Genomic DNA, 14,762 nt, shown 5'->3' with positions numbered 1-14,762 from the left:
GGTCTAGGCCTCCTCGGTTTGCCGCTGGCACCTGCGACCGGACGCTGCGCGTTCGAGTAGCGCAACAAGTTCATTGGCTCGCTTGTCCGATGTGTGCTGGTCCATGGTCCGCTCGCGTCCCCGTTGCGCGATGCGTTGCAGCTCGGCATCAGACATCGCCAAGGCGGCGAGCGTATCGTCTTGGTTCTTCGCAAGCAGGATTTCGTCGCCGGGGACGAAGAACGTATCAAGGCCCGCCCAACTGTCGCTGAGCAGAGGAACTCCGCAGGCTGCGGCCTCGAACAGACGGCCGGAGGGGCACCACCCCATCTCCGCCATCGCCCGGCGCGTGACATTGAGCGTCAGGCGGGACGACGCGAAGAACGCGGCATGTTCGAACGGCGGCAGATGCCGGACGAAATAAATGTTCGGGGACCATGGAAAATCGTCCGGATACTGGGCGCCGCCGATCAGAAAGCGCAGATCGTGCCTGTTACGCGCGGGCGCGACGAACAGCGCCTCGAGCGTCCGCTGACGATCATCGGAGTAGGTGCCGAGATAGGACAGATCCGCACGGTAATGCGGCTGCGGTGCGACCGGCCGATGAATGTCGGTATCGACATGACCATAGAGCGGCTCGATGTGGCGCGCGCCGAGCCTTGAGCGGAATTCATGCGAGATGCCCGGACCGCCGGTGAAGCTCAGGACCAGATCGAAATCCCTGAGGCCGCGCGGACCAATATACGGCACTGCCTCTCCCGCCACGATCCTCGACAGCGTCACCGGAGTGTCGAGGTCGTAGAATACCGGAATCGCGCGTCCCTCCGCGAGGATCAAGTCAGTCGCCGCGATTGCATCCGGACAATAGGACGTGACGATCGCGACGTCCGCATCGCGGAGATATTGCTTTGCAACCGGGCGGACGGACTCCCAATCCGAAAACAACTTCAACTGACCACCCGGCAGCTCGTAGAGATCCCGAGCGCCGGAATAATAAGGCGTGTCGCGCTCGAAAAACACGATGGTGTGCCCCAGTCGCACCAGGTGCTTGCAGAGGCCCCGCCACAAGGTTGCGTGACCGTTGCCCCAGGAGGAGGAGATAGTCAGTCCGAATATGACGATCCTCACGCTCTTACCCGCTGATTGATTCCGGTGATCTTGACCTTGTTGTGATCGACAGTGAGCGTGCTGACGCTGCCCGGTTCGATCTCGACGGAGAGAAAGTCGTCGAGCTCAATGCCCTGATAGTGCAGGAGCGCGGTACGGATCGGCTCTGCATGACTGACGACGACGACGGTGTCGCTGCCGGGGTCGCTCCGCAGATGCTCGAGATGGTCGACGACGCGTTGCTGAAGAGCTCGCATGCTCTCGCCGCCGGGTGGCTGGCTCGTGCCGCGCTGCGTGTTCCAGACCGACCATCGCGGATCCCGGGCAAGGTCGTCAAACGATCGCCCGGTCCAATCGCCGTATTCCAGTTCATCGAGAGCTGGCACGATCTCGACCGCGAGACCGTAATGCGCGGCCAGGATGCAGGCTGACTGCAGGCAGCGCCGCTGTGGACTCGATTGAACCAGGGTCGGCTGGGGGCTGATCGCATCGGCGCAGCACGCGATCTCCTCACAGCCGAGTTCGTCGAGCGCGACACCTTTCATCCGGCCGCACAGCGTGCGGCCGAGCAGGGGGTGACGACCATGACGCACGAGATGAATGATTCTCGCCATCACGCGTAGGCCTTGTCGTCGATGAAGGCGCGGGTTCGGCGCCCGGCTTCCTCATCGGTGAACTGTTGCGGCGGCGACTTCATGAAGTAGCTCGAAGGCCCGGTCAGTGCGCCGGCCATGCCGCGGTCCATGGCGAGCTTGGCGCAACGCACCGCGTCGATGACTACACCCGCCGAGTTCGGAGAATCCCAGACCTCGAGCTTCACCTCGGCGCTCAAGGGAACGCCGCCAAAGGTCGTGCCCTCCAGCCGGATATAGGCGACCTTCCGGTCGGTCAGCCAGGGGACGTGATCGCTCGGCCCGACATGGATGTTGTCGGCGTCCATGGGGACGTCGAACTGGCTGGTGACGGCCTGGGTCTTCGAGATCTTCTTGGATGTCAGGCGCTCGCGTTCGAGCATGTTCTTGAAATCGGTGTTGCCGCCGACGTTGAGTTGATAGGTGCGGTCGAGGCGGACGCCGCGGTCGCGGAACAGGTTGGCGAGCACACGGTGGAGGATGGTAGCGCCGACCTGGCTCTTGATGTCGTCGCCGATGATCGGCAGGCCGGCTTGCTCGAATCGTGCTCGCCAATCCGGATTGGAGGCGATGAAGACCGGGATGCAATTGACATAGCCGCAACCGGCCTCGATCGCGCGGGCGGCATACCATTCGCTTGCCTGCTGCGAACCGACCGGAAGATAGGACACCAGGACGTCGGTGCGCGACATCGCCAGAACCTCCGCAACGTCCGCTTCGGGCGCCTTGGAAATCGGAATGTCGTCCTGGAGGTAGCGGCCGACGCCATCCATGACCGGCCCGCGCTGCACGATCACGCCGGTCGCGGCGACGTCGGAAAAGCGTTGCGTGTTGTTCGGCCTGGCCCAGATCGCTTCGGCAACATCGCGCCCGACCTTGTCGGCGTTGACGTCGAATGCCGAAGCGATCTGAATGTCGCTGATGTAGTAGCCGCCGACATCTGCATTCATCAATCCGGGCACCGGCTCGTTCGAATCCGCGTTCCGGTAGTAGGTGAGTCCCTGGACCAGGGAGCTGGCACAGTTGCCGACGCCGACGATGCCGACGCGTACGCGTTGCCCGTCTTGAAGACGTGAATGCATGAATTGATGCCCTCCGGAAACCAGCGCGGTCAACGTAAGTAGATCGGCGAACGTGCGGAAGGTATGTTCGTTCCTGTGTCGATCATGCTGTGCAACAGGATGATCGCGTCAAACCCCGACAAAAAGCGATAGTCTTAACCTGGATTAGAATCTGCGGGCGCTTTCAAGGAACGATCTTCTCCCGGTTGAAGAACAAGAAGAAGATGAAGCTGATGATGCAGTCGCGCGCCGGCCAATTGTAACAAGAACAAATCCTGTCGGCCGACGTTCAGCGAAAGCGGACGAACTCGTCGTCATGTCGAGTTCCAGCGGCAACGAGGAAGGTGTCAAATGAACTCAACTCATTCGAAGACGCACAGCAGCGAAGCGCAGCACACCACCAACTACGAGGTTATTCGAAAATGGGCGGAAGAACGTGGTGGCAAGCCGGCGACCGTGAAGGCGACCGAGGAGGGCGGGCATGCCGGCATCCTGCGGATCGACTTCGACCCTCCGGACGAAGGTCTCGACCGGATCAGCTGGGACGAGTTCTTCGAGAAATTCGACGATGCCGGCATCGCGTTCCTTCATCAGGACCGGACCAAGGACGGCGAGCTCAGTCGCTTCCATAAATTCGTGAAAGCCTAGGAGGGATGCGCCCGACGGGGCAAGCATGAACAACTGGAGGGAGGCGATGCGAGCGGGGGATTTCGCTTGCGCCTGGGCCATGACCGATCGCGATCTGCCAGCGCTTGCCGTTGCTCCCAAGCACACTGGTCCGCGCCATCTGCAGCGGATATGGCGCGGGGAGGAACTGGCAAACAAACGCGTGCTGGTCCGCTGCTATCACGGGCTCGGGGACACCATCCAGTTCCTGCGCTTCATGCCTGCGCTCAGGATGATAGCTCGCAGCGTGACGGTCTGGTGCCAAGCCGAGCTATTGCCGCTGGTCGAGCGAACCGAAGGGGTCCGTCTCGCCATTCCGCTTCACGACGGTGCGCCTTGCACCGAGTTCGATGCCGATATCGAGATCATGGAGGTTCCGCACGCAATCAGGGCCGGACGCGGAACGGTTGAAATGCCCGCGCCCTATTTGACCCTGCCTCCCGCCGACCCATCCGCAGGGCCACTTCAACATTGCCAAGGCCTGGCAGTCGGTCTGGTCTGGGAGGTCGGTGCCTGGGACAAGCGGCGTGCCGTTCCGCCGGCGCTGTTGAGACGCCTTGCCGGTGAGGGCAGAAGTTTATATTCACTTCAGCGAGGAGGAGGGGCTGAGCCGCTCCCCGAGACGGTCGCGCGGGATATCAGCACGCCCGGCATCGTGGCTCTTGGTCATCTGATCCGGCAGCTCGACCTCGTCATTTGCGTTGACACCATGGTCGCGCATCTCGCGGGGGCGCTGGGATGTGAAGCATGGGTGCTGCTGCATGCCGACTGCGATTGGCGCTGGCCGATCTCCGGCTCTCGCACGTTCTGGTACCCGAGCTTGCGCCTTTTCCACCAGAGGACCCAAGGCAATTGGGACGACGTTATCGAGGAGGTGCGGCAGATGCTGCTCGCCCGCGCGGAGCTGACGCGGCGGGCTGGATGATCAGTCATGCGACCGCGACGGCTGTCGATACCGGCTCGCATTGCGAAGGCGCTCTGTCGGCGAGAGATCGGGTCCGCAAATAGGCCGGATCTAAGCCCGCGAGACGGACCAGGCCCGGCCAGTCTACTATCGTCATGATTTTTCCATGCCATCGCAGCAAGTTGCGGCGCCGCAGTTCCTGAACGGTGCGATTTTCACCGGAGATATGCCGCATGCTGCAGCGAGGTCGGACTGCGTGAACGGCGATGCGAGACTGAGGTCCCTCGCAAGTCGGACGGCCTGGAGACGCTCGGTGATTTCGCAGATCAGATGGGCGACACGCGCGAGAGCATCGCGGCTGCCGAGGTTCAACGTCTAGTCTCGCTGGATCGCGAGATCAGTGAGCCGCATGAGAAGCAGCGCGCGAGACATTGCGGCGGATCTCGCGGACAGCTCATGAAAGAAGCTATAGGGAACCAAGGCAACGATGGCAGATCCGAGCGCGACAAGGTTGCCTTCGGCATGCGGTTGATAAAGCGTCTGCAGATCGGGAATGTCACCGGGGAACATGTATGGACGTAATTTGTCTTGCTGGCCTTCGGCAAGGTACCACGCGAGGTAGCCTTGAAGCACTTTCGTCATGGCGCCGGAGAACCGCTTGATGAGCTCCAACGTGCGCAATGGCACTCGGCATATCCGCCAGCTGCTCGAGATCTTGGAGGGTCAGATCGGTTAGAGTCGCCAATCGGTCTGCGAGCTTGGAGAAAGGGAGCCCTGCTTGCATTACGCGTCCATTACACGTTGTCCCTTTCCATTTGGCGGACGCCGACGAAACTTGCATTAACGTTTGATAAAGTCTGCCGGCTGCGGCGCTCTCTGTCGCAAGTAATCGGCGATCCAACATTTGTGGATCGGTTCGACAAATCAGTTGCTGCAGTCAGGGAACCCTGAACGGCGTAGGATGCGTATCTCATCTCCGCGGATTCAAAAATGAAGCGGCCGATTCACATATATTAAACGTTCACTCTTCCCAAGCTGTCAAAGCTCTCGGCCTGGAGCGGGGGGAGCAGCGGCATGGACCGCGTGGGAATGCATCTTCATCGGCACTGCGGTCGCGGCTTTCTGGTGATGGTCGCCGCGATCGTTTGGATGATGGTCACATAACAGCGCGCCGCTTACGGACAGCCCCGCTCCGAGAAGCGCTACGGCTTCTGGTGTCATTCGCCCGCTTCCTGGTTCGCGGCGACATCAGTTCCCCCGATAGCGGCAGTTCGATCTGGCACAAAATTCCATCTTCGCCGACCGAAATTCGGACTTTGGGCCCGAGCTGCGTGCGAGCGGCCGCTCGATCAGGTTGCGTCCAAATCCGTTCCACGAAGGCTTGGGCAGCTTGAGAACCCCGCTCTCCTTCCAGGTCAGCAATAGATTGGGAGTGGTGCTCTGATCGTTCGGTTGAATACGCTAGGAGATATCGAGGCGGCCCTGGTTCTCCTTGAGAGCGCGGTGTTTGACTGCGTTCGTGGTCAGTTCATGCAGGGCAAGTCCGATCGTTTGGACGAGTTCGAATCCCAAGGGAACCGCGGGACCGGAGACCGACACCTTGTCCTCGGCGGCACCGACCGCTTGCAGTTCCGAGCGGATGATATCGCAAGATCGAGCTGGTCGTCGCTCGCCTTGGTGACGAGACTCTGGACGCGCCCGAGGGCTGCAAGCCGGGTCGAGAATTCCTGCAGGGATCCCGCCGTTTCCGAGCGTGTTGAGCAAGCGCCTGGATCACCGAAAACAGGTTGCGGGTCCGGTGCTGCAGCTCGGCAATGAGAACGCGCTGCCTTGCTTCCGAACGAGTGAGGCTCGTCACGTCGGTGAAGGTCACGACGACGCCCCGGATTTTCCGATCGCCGTCGCGGTAGGGCGCCAGTGGCACGATAGTGCGGACCTTTGTCCCTCGCCGCCGACCCTTCTCTCGATCGGATCCGCACCCGCGAACACCTTGACGATACCGTCCGAAAAGCCGGTCAGGTTCAGTCGGCTCGACAGATCCGTGATCGGCCGTCCCTTGTCCGTCGGAAGCATGTTGAACACCTGCGTGACCGCGGGGGTAAAACTTCGAATGACGAGCTTCCTGTCCAGGAAAATGGTTGCGACGTCCGTGCTTTCGAACAGGTTTTGCAGGCCGCTATTGGCCCGATCCAGCGCGTCGATCTTGCCGTGAAGCTCGGCATTGACCGTATGAAGTTCCTCGTTGACCGACTGCAACTCTTCCTTTGAAGCATCCAGCTCTTCGTTGGTGGACTGCATCTCTTCGTTGACGGAGACGAGCTCCTCATTGGAGGACTTCAATTCCTCGAGCGCGGTCTCGTACTCCTCGATCATGGATTACAGGCGATCCCGGGTCTCGCGCAGCTCGCGCTCGATATGCGCTGCCGCATCGCCATGACCGATCTGGACCCGGTTCTGAGCCCGGCTGAGCACGGGGCGCTGGTCGGCGAAAAGCACCAGGAATAGCGGCTCGCCGCTGGCAAGATCGTCCAGCGGCTCGATTCGAGAGCACATCGACGCTCAAAGACACCACCCCAATCTGTCCTCGCCAATATGCAAGCAATGGGGCGCACGCCACCGCCGGCGACGAAATCCTCAAGAATACGTTCGCCAACAGCGCATTCGAGAATTTCGAGATCGCCGCCTACAAGCCTCTTCTCACGCTCTGTGAGTCAGCGGCGGTAGGGAGCGAAAGCAGACCTCGAGACCTCGCAAGGAGAAGCAACGCATGACGGCCTGGATCGACTCCAATGTCGAGAAAGTCACCATGGAATTCCTGGAGCACCAGCGCCGGGCCGCCTGACCTGCCGAATGCTATCGGGCCGGCGCCGCTGACACCCGCGGCGCGAGCCCGATGTTCGAGCGGAGTTGCCGGCGCTGCTGGTGGCGCTCTTCCGAGGACGTCGAGCGGGCCGTCATTTCTTAAACTTTAACATTTGCGAATTCGCGTCCCGCTGCTTTCGTGCATGGTCCCACAAAGCGGGAGTGGTGGGGCGCCATGCTTGATGCCGAAACGACCGCGCTACTGCGGAAAATTCTCGATGAAGTCTGCGCTGCCGTTTCTCGTGACGAACCCGGTGCGCGGGTCCACGTGGCATCGACGCTGCTCGAAAGCGCAAGCAAGGGCGAGATCTCCGCTGAAGGCCTGAAGCTGGTCGCCCAACGGGCGCTGGTAGACGCCCCGACCATGTGGAGGTAACGCCGGCGCCTCGACGAGGCCGCTCGTCGGCTTACCGCCGGCTCGTTTCCTCGATCTTGTCCAGCACGCGCTCGGGAGCGATACTGCGGGACGCTTCGTCGAGATCTGCCTGAGACCTGGAGTCGATTTGCAGGCGGCGCGCGACCTGATTGAGCACGTCGGCCACCTTGGTAAGCTCGTGCTCGGTCAGGAGACTGATCTGCAGATCAAGATCCGCCCTCTTGTCGGCCTCGGCGGCCATCCGGTTCTGCGAGATCAGCACGAACGTCGAAAGAAAAATGGCTTCGACGGACGCAATCATGCCAAGCACGACGAAAGTCGGATCCCACGCGGTCACCCCCGGGATCCACTGCAAATTTGCGACGATCCAGAAGCCGAATGCCGCGAGATGGAAGTAGACAAACCTCATGCTGCCCGCGAAGGCGGTGATGGAGTCAGCCAGCTTCTCTTGAGCGGTTGCATCCGCCTGCTCGCGACGACGGCGCTCGACGAGCGCCTGAATATTCCGCTCGAGAACAGGGCTCATTCCTTCGGGGGGTGGCGTTTTGTAAGTCAGATCGTTCCGCATACGGCGCCAACGTTGGCACTGCGGCGAGGTTCCTGTGAAGTCTGGCAAGCAAGATGCCGTCGCACCCGAGACACAGCGATTTCGCTGGATCGGTGGTTTCTCGGCCATGGACCCTTAATGAGATGTGGCGCCTCTTCGCGAGGGATCAAGGGAGAGCCCATGCTTGATTGTCTCGTTATCGGTGGGGGCCCCGCCGGACTTACGGCCGCCATCGATCTCGCACGCTATCGGAAATCGATCACCGTGCATGACGCCGGCCACAGCCGCGCCGCGCTGATCCCGAAAAGCCATAACTATCCGGCTTTCCCGACAGGATTCTCCGGCGCCGAGCTGCTCGGGCGGTTGGCCCAGCAGGTCGCGTTCTAAGAGATGCCCATCGGGCGTGCCTGGATCACCAGCCTCGACAAGTCCCGCGATGCAACCAGTCGTGAGAGCGAGGTCAGTGCGCGCACCGTATTGCTGGCGACCGGCATCGTGGACATCGTGCCGCAGATGGATGGTCTCGACGAGGCGGACAGCAGCGGTCTCGTGCGCTACTGTCCCGTTTGCGACGCCTTCGAGGCTGCGGATCGACGCATCGGTCATGGGGGCGAGTGATGTCGCGATCGGCAAGGCGAAGTTTCTGCGCAACTACTCGAAGGATGTGACGCTGCTCTGGCAGAATGGTTCAGGACCGGATGATCGGAAGGATATCGATGAAGCCGGCGTTGTCGTTGCGACAGGGATCGGCGAGCTCAAGATGAGTGACCAGAACATCCGGGTCACCACGAATGAAGGTGAGAAGAGCTTCGACGTGCTTTATCCGGCCTTGGGCTGCGAGGTCAGATCAGACCTTGCCGTAAAGCTGGGCGCCGCGACCGGTGAGACCGATTGCCTCAAGGTGGACGAGCATCAATGCACAACCGTCGCCGGCCGGCGTTTTCGCGGCCGGCGACGTGGTCTCGGGCCTTCACCAGATCGCGGTCGGCACCGGCCATGCCGCGATCGCTGCCACACGCATTCACAGGATCTTGCCTGCGCATCCCCGCTAGGCTGCTCCATGTGCGGACCGCGATCTCGGAGGACATCGAACGAGTGGGTTCGAGTAAGCGCGCCGCGGGAGTTAACCTTTGTGAATGAGCAAGGCTTCGGGTCGCTCTAAGCTTCGGGACGAATGCGGCTGTTGGATCAGCTGGGCCGGCGCAGTCCACGATCTGGTGGCCTGAGTCAGGCAGAGAGGACATGATGCTGATCACCGAACAATTCAGTGAACGCACGATCTCCCGCATGGACCTTGCGCTAGACGACGGGAAGAAGCCGGCGGCCAGCGCGGATGGCTGGGCAAGTCGCTACCGCGGAGCTTCCCTCAGAAGGCCCTCAACGAGGGCTTGAATTTCGGGCGACTGCAGCGGATCGGACATCTCGCATTCCAGGCAGCGCCAGGTCCTCGGTAGCTTGCCGCCGGGCTGCGGCGCGAAACTCATGGACTGATTGCATTTCGGACAGAGTCTGGGTCTCCCGGTCATGTCCTGAACTCCGTTCGGTCCCTCCATTCTCGACGAGACATAGTGGTGGTGTCGGCCGATTCGAGTTCAAGTTTTGTCGCCTCGCGGGGGGGGTAGTGGAGTTTGGCGGCATGCGCGCCGCTCCGCCGACGCCTCTCAAGCCGGGCGACTGCAACCAATCGCTAATGCGCAAGCCGCTCTCGGCCCGACGGGCCTTCGTTTCAACCTCATCGCACTGATTGCCCTGGGGAAGCAATTCGGCTTCCTCACGCAAGCACTTCGCCTCTTCAGCAAGAGTTCTTCGAGGGACTGGACTCGTTCGAAATGCTTTCGTTTCTGCATGGCCCACCTCCGTATATGCGGACTGGGAGCAAAACTGCACGCAAACGGAAGCGTTCCTTGGATGGAACATAGCCTCACCTTTCGTTCTGCCGAACTCGAATATGAATTCTCGGTTTCGAACCGTGTGGAAAGTGCGGCCAATGGCCGAGACGTAAGAAAATATTGCTCCATAGTGGGGCGGAGCTTGCTGGCTAGATTGACCGAGTCAACGGGCAGCGCAGCGAAGTGCAGGTCGCCTAGTTTGAAATTTGCTCCGATTTGCGTGGCCGCCATCAACGCGTGTAATTAACGGATATCTCAACCGCCAAATGGGCTCCATTGCGCTCGCATGGCCACGAGCGATCGCCGTGAGTGGCTTGCCGATATCCGGTTTCGTTGGCCGCCCTATGCGACATGTGACTCGGTCCCCGAATCTAGAAGAAACCCTCGTGTTCACCGGGCGTTGTCCTGTTGCAAGCAACAACGGAGCCAACAATGACCAAGCCCCCCGTGCCGCCGGATAATCGAAGCCGCAAGGGCACCGGTGATCCCAAAACCGGCAATGCCCATCAGGTCCAGAAAGGCCGCAGCCATATCGAAAATCCCCGGGAGCAGGGACAGCTTGGCAATACCGCGCAGAACACCACTCACCAAGGCTATCAGCAGGATCGCTAGTCAGGAGCGAGACCAATGTCGACTTCAACAAAGACGCCGGCGAGCATCCGCCAGGGCGGTCCGGGCGCTTCTCATGAAAACGCCAAGGAGCCGCTCCACGTCGAGAAACCGCCGGGCACGATCCGCAACGCCGGCACAGCAATAGTCACCATACTCATGATGCGGAAAGAAAAGGTGGCGGCACCCATCCAGCTTCGAAGGACAGGTCATGAGCACTAAGCATGTGAAACTGAACAGGCCGACTAACGTCGACCTTGTACGCAACCCGTTGATCGGCGGCTCGAAGGGAACGACGATGGCAGGCGTCACGCCGGACGAGCTGGAGGAATTCGCAGGCGCCAATACCTTTGAGGGCGACATCGAGAACGACACTAACCCTCAGGGTGGCATCGATAGAGCAGAGGTCCGGGATCGGCGTCGCGGCCCTCCGCTGAACGATCGGAACAGCGGTCCGCGAAAGACGGCACTGCAGAGTAAGAAGACGCACGAGCAGCAACTGCGCATCCTTGAAAGAAAGCCTGATGTTCCTGAGGCAAGGCAGATCGAGGAGGAGATCGCACGTACACAACACGATGGCGGCGCAAAGACCGCCAAGCGTAGTGGACGCCAATCGGAATTTCCGGTGAGCCGTGGCGGCCTCAACCAGGAAAGCAAGCACAATAAGCACAATGATCCGGGGGAGTCGGGCCATAGGCCTCAAAAGCCACAGGGATAAATATCATGACACGTGGATCAAAGGGAGATGGCAAGCATTTTGGGGTCTGTGAGCCAAGGGTAAAGTCGCCGGGACTGGTGCCATGACTGACGTTCAGAACGACCTGAGCGATAACATGGTGCTTTCCAACCGTGATAAAACCGAGCACTCCAAAGATCGGGGACAAGACAGTAAGTGGACCCAAACCGAACAATTGAAAGATCACGCTGCCAACAAGAACCGCGGCTAGAGCGTGAGACGCCTGCAGGACGCGCCTTCCATAAGTGGACCACAGGCAGCTCGCTTTGCTCCCCCGGTCCGGCAAACAGAACCAAAATTCGAGTGCCAAGAGCTGAACATGGTCAAGACAAGACAGCCGCAGAGCCCGGCAAAGAATTAGCAAACGCGGCGGGAACCGCAGTGGGCGCGAACGAGGCGCCAACAAAGTGGGACGGGCGAGCCGTCAGCCGGCAGGTAAGGAACCTCGTCGTGGCAGCAACAAAGGTCGTCGCTAATCCCGGCGATGTTAGTACGGGACGCTCGTCAGGAGGACAATATCATGCATATGAAAGTGATGAAGGAGCAGTTCGTGCTTGACGGCGACAAGCTTACCCATACGCCGACTGGCGCCACGTTCTGGCTGGGCGAGAAGGACGTCCTGGCTTGCGAGCGGGGTCGCCTTAACCTGGATACCGGCGACGACTACGATCTCGACGAATTAAAGGAAGAGGTTTGGCGCATCATGGTGGCCGAGCGCAAGGCTCGCAGCGGGATCCCGGACTCCCACGTTTAATCATCAGTGTAACGAATTCTCGCGCGGATATCGGCAAGGAAATCCGTCAATGAGTCACTCCGGCAGCTTCCGCTTTCGGGGGTTAAAAGCGTAATCCCCCAGTGTGCCAGTATCGCCTCTTGCACGGGGTTAGACGCTGGCATGAACACAAACGAGGGCGGGCGATCGTCCTTATGACCTGATTTTTCCCAAGTCTGCCAAATGCTGTGTAATAGCAGGCGGATATTGGGATCGGACATGCTGTAGCCAATGAAGAGAATGGTGCGACCGAGAGCATCCGCGCGGAATTTGATATCCAGCGGTGAATGGAAGGATAGTCGATCCAGAAAATCGGTCTCGGTAAGAACCAGTGATGCATCGTCATCGAAATCACCGTGGTACTTAATTATATGCGTAATGCCTTGGGCAGCGTCTGCGATATGCTTGGCGTTCGCAATCTTCGCATAAGGCTTATGGTGGACTTCGAACGCTGTCTCGAGGTTTCGATCATAGTTGGTGGTATAAATAGCTGGGAAGTCGAGTTCGACAATGAGTTTGTGCAGCTCCGAGTGCGAGACTTTGTCTGTCGCGACCTTCCAGTTTCGATCAAGCCAGCTTCGTAACGGGCCCATTCCACCCTGCTTCAGCCGATAGAATTCGGCGAGCATTTGATAGCCGTCGCTCATTCCGTCTATCACCGCGGGATCGAGTTCGAGCTCCTTTAACAGATGGTCTATCAGGGTCTGCCACGACGGCAGCCCAACAGCCATCGAAACCCCTGCGCCAACGAACAGGATCGCCTGGCGTCGCTTGATCGCACCAGCCAAGATATTCTTGGACGATGATACTTGTTTCTTTCCAACCGAACTGTCCATCCAGTTTCAATCGGTTGCAGGTTGCTCGGTTCCTATGGCGAGGGCATTGCGCGATGGATCTGGATCGTCGGCCCAGCCTTGAATTTCGTGCCTTTAGGGCCGGCCTATCAAGAAGGCCGGTCTCCGGGGCGCGGGAAACATGAGCGGGGCTGTGGTGTTCAGTCGAATTTCGCCGTTGCCGTCTATGTCGTCAGGCTGCCGTGAGCTGGACGGTCCACTTGGGATAGGCCGGAAGGCCCGAAGGCCTTAATCAGACCCGATGCTACGATTTCCTGATCGCGCGAGCCGAGGCTCGGGCCCAAGCAAGTCTCTTCCATCGTTTCAGTGCGACATTGACCACCGGCGCTCTTGTCAGCCCGCCGACAGCCGCATGACGTGCTGGTGGATCCGGCGGAATGATTTAAGGCCGTCGAGCACCTGCCGGTGGAAGGCCGAGCGCTTCAGCCTCTACGCAGCCTCTGAGGCAATCTTTCAGGCACGTTGGGCGTCTAGAGGGACGAACTGACGGCCTCGGATTTGACTATGGGGGCGCGCCGGCAGCAAGGCGCTGCTCACCTGTGGAAGCAGGCCCTGGTTCGCCCCTTCGGCCTCCGGACTGACTAGAGCGGTAGCCGCAATTGGAAGCGCCGCAACCACTGAGCTTCGAGCAACAGTTCTAATCATCGTCCTCTCTTCGGAGCGAATGTCAGTCGGCCCGCGCTAACGCCGGGCGGCGGCGCCTGAGATGCTGCTGAATTTGCGGCAGCGACATCGCGTTCAGGACACGGTCGGCCGGAACGCCTTCCTTTCGGGCCATCTCGACGCCCAGTGCATGTGGTCGAGCTCGCGGATCGAATGGGCGTCCGGATTGATGCTCATCATGCATCCGAAATCCAGTGCGGTCTGGTGCCAGCGCCAGTCCATGTCGAGCCGCCACGGGTGGACCTTTATCTCCACCGCCACGCCGTGCCTGGTGCAGGCGCGCAGCACTTTCTCAACGTCGATGTCGTAGCCCGGTCGACGCTGAAGCTGCCGTCCCGCCATGTGGCCGAGGATAGTTGTGTGCGGATTCGAGATTGCACGGAGGAGGCGATCGGTGCGCCATCCAGTCAAGCTTGAAGCGGCCGTGGGTGCTGGCCATGACGAAGTCGAACCGATCGAGCACCTCTTCGCGGTACATCAGCCAGGATGTCCGACTCGATGCCCTTCAGGATCCGGAAGTCCTTGCCGAACTCCTTGTTCAGGCGATCCGCTTCGCGGTGCTGCTCCTCGATCTGCTCGATCGAAAGTCTGCCGACGAGTGCGCCGCGAAGCCGCGCTCGCGTGTGGCCTTCGCCATCATCTCCAGGGTCTCCGTCTCGTCCGAAGCGTCGGTGTGGCAGTGCAGGATGCCGTGAAGATCGCGATCCGCGACGAGCTTGGGTAGCTTCCCTTCCAGGGCATGTCCGATCTCGCCGCGCCCCTCGCGCAATTCCGGTTCTATGAAGGGCAGACCAAGAGCGCGATAGATGTCTTCCTCCTTGCGGGCAACGACGATATCGGCCTTGTGCAGGCCATCGAGTTCGAGGCTCATGCCTTGCATCTGGGCGAGTACGCGAAGGCCTTCCAGGTGAGCGGTCGATTCCTGTAGCATGTAACAGGGCGGCGCCAAAATGCCCGCGGTCGCCGACATGGACCTGCAGCCGCCGGACTCCATGACGGCGGGCTCCTAGTACTTCTGCACAGTGATTATGACTCTTTGGAGGAGTTTGGGTAGGCGCGTCCCATTTTGGCGCGGGCCTTTTCTGTTGTGAACATCCAGTTGATG

The 14,762-nt window shown here is 60.3% G+C and carries 20 protein-coding genes and 1 pseudogene; 12 read left to right on the top strand and 9 right to left on the bottom strand.

Translation table 11 applies throughout. The annotated features are described in order from the left end of the window. Nucleotides 1-3: 3 nt before the first annotated feature. From IVA81_RS10270 to IVA81_RS10260, 3 genes are read right to left on the bottom strand one after another with little or no spacing between them, the layout of a single operon-like run. A complete protein-coding gene (locus IVA81_RS10270) occupies nt 4-1,107 on the bottom strand; it encodes a glycosyltransferase (RefSeq protein WP_247315585.1) in 1,104 nt (367 codons plus the stop codon). Then, nucleotides 1,104-1,700: a histidine phosphatase family protein gene (locus tag IVA81_RS10265; protein WP_247315582.1), complete on the bottom strand. Its 597-nt coding sequence runs from the start codon at nt 1,698-1,700 to the stop codon at nt 1,104-1,106. The genes IVA81_RS10270 and IVA81_RS10265 overlap by 4 nt, the downstream gene beginning before the upstream one ends. Then, the gene (locus tag IVA81_RS10260; protein ID WP_247315579.1) at nt 1,700-2,800 is read right to left on the bottom strand and encodes an inositol-3-phosphate synthase; all 1,101 of its coding nucleotides are present in this window, start codon (nt 2,798-2,800) and stop codon (nt 1,700-1,702) included. Before IVA81_RS10260 ends, IVA81_RS10265 begins: the two co-directional genes overlap by 1 nt. 330 nt (nt 2,801-3,130) lie before the next feature. Between IVA81_RS10260 and IVA81_RS10255 the strand changes: the two genes are divergently transcribed. Further along, nucleotides 3,131-3,427 (top strand): hypothetical protein, encoded by a 297-nt coding sequence (locus IVA81_RS10255; protein WP_247315576.1) that lies wholly within the window; start codon nt 3,131-3,133, stop codon nt 3,425-3,427. Nucleotides 3,428-3,452: 25 nt separating this feature from the next. Then, nucleotides 3,453-4,370, top strand: a complete 918-nt coding sequence (locus IVA81_RS10250) for a hypothetical protein (RefSeq protein WP_247315561.1) — start codon at nt 3,453-3,455, stop codon at nt 4,368-4,370. A 354-nt stretch (nt 4,371-4,724) separates the two neighbouring features. On the opposite strand, the gene IVA81_RS10245 is transcribed toward IVA81_RS10250, so the two are convergent. The 3 genes from IVA81_RS10245 to IVA81_RS10235 form a co-directional block, all read right to left on the bottom strand. After that, nucleotides 4,725-5,036 carry a hypothetical protein gene (locus IVA81_RS10245; protein ID WP_247315558.1) on the bottom strand — a complete coding sequence of 104 codons (312 nt, stop codon included), beginning with the start codon at nt 5,034-5,036 and terminating at the stop codon, nt 4,725-4,727. 1,182 nt (nt 5,037-6,218) lie between these two features. Next, nucleotides 6,219-6,722, bottom strand: coding sequence for a PAS domain-containing protein (locus tag IVA81_RS10240; RefSeq protein WP_247315555.1), 504 nt, complete (start codon nt 6,720-6,722; stop codon nt 6,219-6,221). A 3-nt stretch (nt 6,723-6,725) separates the two neighbouring features. Beyond that, a complete protein-coding gene (locus IVA81_RS10235) occupies nt 6,726-6,902 on the bottom strand; it encodes a hypothetical protein (protein ID WP_247315553.1) in 177 nt (58 codons plus the stop codon). A 484-nt stretch (nt 6,903-7,386) separates the two neighbouring features. Between IVA81_RS10235 and IVA81_RS10230 the strand changes: the two genes are divergently transcribed. Further along, entirely contained in the window at nt 7,387-7,587 is a 201-nt protein-coding gene (locus tag IVA81_RS10230; RefSeq protein WP_247315550.1) for a hypothetical protein, read from the top strand. 31 nt (nt 7,588-7,618) lie between these two features. Here IVA81_RS10230 and IVA81_RS10225 read toward each other — a convergent pair whose 3' ends face one another. Beyond that, nucleotides 7,619-8,155 (bottom strand): DUF1003 domain-containing protein, encoded by a 537-nt coding sequence (locus IVA81_RS10225; RefSeq protein ID WP_247315547.1) that lies wholly within the window; start codon nt 8,153-8,155, stop codon nt 7,619-7,621. Nucleotides 8,156-8,314: 159 nt separating this feature from the next. Between IVA81_RS10225 and IVA81_RS10220 the strand changes: the two genes are divergently transcribed. The 8 genes and pseudogenes from IVA81_RS10220 (at nt 8,315) to IVA81_RS10185 (ending at nt 12,122) form a co-directional block, all read left to right on the top strand. Continuing rightward, a complete protein-coding gene (locus IVA81_RS10220) occupies nt 8,315-8,521 on the top strand; it encodes an FAD-dependent oxidoreductase (RefSeq protein ID WP_247315544.1) in 207 nt (68 codons plus the stop codon). 3 nt (nt 8,522-8,524) lie between these two features. Further along, a complete protein-coding gene (locus tag IVA81_RS10215; protein ID WP_247315528.1) occupies nt 8,525-8,752 on the top strand; it encodes a hypothetical protein in 228 nt (75 codons plus the stop codon). Then, nucleotides 8,739-9,296, top strand: a complete 558-nt coding sequence (locus IVA81_RS10210) for a hypothetical protein (RefSeq protein WP_247315525.1) — start codon at nt 8,739-8,741, stop codon at nt 9,294-9,296. The genes IVA81_RS10215 and IVA81_RS10210 overlap by 14 nt, the downstream gene beginning before the upstream one ends. A 1,159-nt stretch (nt 9,297-10,455) precedes the next feature. Next, on the top strand, nt 10,456-10,635 hold the full coding sequence (locus tag IVA81_RS10205) for a hypothetical protein (RefSeq protein ID WP_247315523.1): 180 nt from the start codon (nt 10,456-10,458) through the stop codon (nt 10,633-10,635). A 15-nt stretch (nt 10,636-10,650) separates the two neighbouring features. Then, nucleotides 10,651-10,847, top strand: a pseudogene (locus IVA81_RS10200) (hypothetical protein). Then, nucleotides 10,844-11,350, top strand: coding sequence for a hypothetical protein (locus tag IVA81_RS10195; protein ID WP_247315520.1), 507 nt, complete (start codon nt 10,844-10,846; stop codon nt 11,348-11,350). Before IVA81_RS10200 ends, IVA81_RS10195 begins: the two are co-directional and overlap by 4 nt. 82 nt (nt 11,351-11,432) lie before the next feature. After that, on the top strand, nt 11,433-11,579 hold the full coding sequence (locus IVA81_RS10190) for a hypothetical protein (protein WP_247315518.1): 147 nt from the start codon (nt 11,433-11,435) through the stop codon (nt 11,577-11,579). A 309-nt stretch (nt 11,580-11,888) separates the two neighbouring features. Beyond that, a complete protein-coding gene (locus IVA81_RS10185; protein ID WP_247315500.1) occupies nt 11,889-12,122 on the top strand; it encodes a hypothetical protein in 234 nt (77 codons plus the stop codon). Here the strand turns inward: IVA81_RS10185 and IVA81_RS10180 are convergent. Next, nucleotides 12,119-12,976, bottom strand: coding sequence for an SIR2 family protein (locus tag IVA81_RS10180; RefSeq protein ID WP_247315497.1), 858 nt, complete (start codon nt 12,974-12,976; stop codon nt 12,119-12,121). The genes IVA81_RS10185 and IVA81_RS10180 overlap by 4 nt on opposite strands. Nucleotides 12,977-13,700: 724 nt before the next feature. On the opposite strand from IVA81_RS10180, the gene IVA81_RS40645 reads away from it, so the two are divergent. Further along, nucleotides 13,701-13,967 (top strand): hypothetical protein, encoded by a 267-nt coding sequence (locus tag IVA81_RS40645; RefSeq protein WP_346659384.1) that lies wholly within the window; start codon nt 13,701-13,703, stop codon nt 13,965-13,967. Nucleotides 13,968-14,195: 228 nt separating this feature from the next. Here IVA81_RS40645 and IVA81_RS40640 read toward each other — a convergent pair whose 3' ends face one another. Further along, entirely contained in the window at nt 14,196-14,651 is a 456-nt protein-coding gene (locus IVA81_RS40640) for a hypothetical protein (protein ID WP_346659383.1), read from the bottom strand. Between the last annotated feature and the right edge of the window lie 111 nt (nt 14,652-14,762).

Origin of the sequence: Bradyrhizobium sp. 141 (assembly GCF_023074055.1) — a bacterium.
In the GTDB taxonomy this organism is placed as follows: domain Bacteria; phylum Pseudomonadota; class Alphaproteobacteria; order Rhizobiales; family Xanthobacteraceae; genus Bradyrhizobium.
The sequence above is the reverse complement of the archived record's forward strand: the minus strand, read 5'-3'. Positions and strand labels throughout refer to the sequence as shown.

What these genes read in the sequence shown, in the direction of transcription:
- IVA81_RS10265 (WP_247315582.1), bottom strand. Translation starts at nt 1,700, where the DNA reads ATGGCGAGAATCATTCATCTCGTGCGTCATGGTCGTCACCCCCTGCTC.
- IVA81_RS10260 (WP_247315579.1), bottom strand. Translation starts at nt 2,800, where the DNA reads ATGCATTCACGTCTTCAAGACGGGCAACGCGTACGCGTCGGCATCGTC.
- IVA81_RS10255 (WP_247315576.1), top strand. Translation starts at nt 3,131, where the DNA reads ATGAACTCAACTCATTCGAAGACGCACAGCAGCGAAGCGCAGCACACC.
- IVA81_RS10250 (WP_247315561.1), top strand. Translation starts at nt 3,453, where the DNA reads ATGAACAACTGGAGGGAGGCGATGCGAGCGGGGGATTTCGCTTGCGCC.
- IVA81_RS10240 (WP_247315555.1), bottom strand. Translation starts at nt 6,722, where the DNA reads ATGATCGAGGAGTACGAGACCGCGCTCGAGGAATTGAAGTCCTCCAAT.
- IVA81_RS10235 (WP_247315553.1), bottom strand. Translation starts at nt 6,902, where the DNA reads ATGTGCTCTCGAATCGAGCCGCTGGACGATCTTGCCAGCGGCGAGCCG.
- IVA81_RS10230 (WP_247315550.1), top strand. Translation starts at nt 7,387, where the DNA reads ATGCTTGATGCCGAAACGACCGCGCTACTGCGGAAAATTCTCGATGAA.
- IVA81_RS10225 (WP_247315547.1), bottom strand. Translation starts at nt 8,155, where the DNA reads ATGCGGAACGATCTGACTTACAAAACGCCACCCCCCGAAGGAATGAGC.
- IVA81_RS10220 (WP_247315544.1), top strand. Translation starts at nt 8,315, where the DNA reads ATGCTTGATTGTCTCGTTATCGGTGGGGGCCCCGCCGGACTTACGGCC.
- IVA81_RS10215 (WP_247315528.1), top strand. Translation starts at nt 8,525, where the DNA reads ATGCCCATCGGGCGTGCCTGGATCACCAGCCTCGACAAGTCCCGCGAT.
- IVA81_RS10210 (WP_247315525.1), top strand. Translation starts at nt 8,739, where the DNA reads ATGGGGGCGAGTGATGTCGCGATCGGCAAGGCGAAGTTTCTGCGCAAC.
- IVA81_RS10205 (WP_247315523.1), top strand. Translation starts at nt 10,456, where the DNA reads ATGACCAAGCCCCCCGTGCCGCCGGATAATCGAAGCCGCAAGGGCACC.
- IVA81_RS10195 (WP_247315520.1), top strand. Translation starts at nt 10,844, where the DNA reads ATGAGCACTAAGCATGTGAAACTGAACAGGCCGACTAACGTCGACCTT.
- IVA81_RS10190 (WP_247315518.1), top strand. Translation starts at nt 11,433, where the DNA reads ATGACTGACGTTCAGAACGACCTGAGCGATAACATGGTGCTTTCCAAC.
- IVA81_RS10185 (WP_247315500.1), top strand. Translation starts at nt 11,889, where the DNA reads ATGCATATGAAAGTGATGAAGGAGCAGTTCGTGCTTGACGGCGACAAG.
- IVA81_RS10180 (WP_247315497.1), bottom strand. Translation starts at nt 12,976, where the DNA reads ATGGACAGTTCGGTTGGAAAGAAACAAGTATCATCGTCCAAGAATATC.
- IVA81_RS40645 (WP_346659384.1), top strand. Translation starts at nt 13,701, where the DNA reads ATGCTGCTGAATTTGCGGCAGCGACATCGCGTTCAGGACACGGTCGGC.
- IVA81_RS40640 (WP_346659383.1), bottom strand. Translation starts at nt 14,651, where the DNA reads ATGGAGTCCGGCGGCTGCAGGTCCATGTCGGCGACCGCGGGCATTTTG.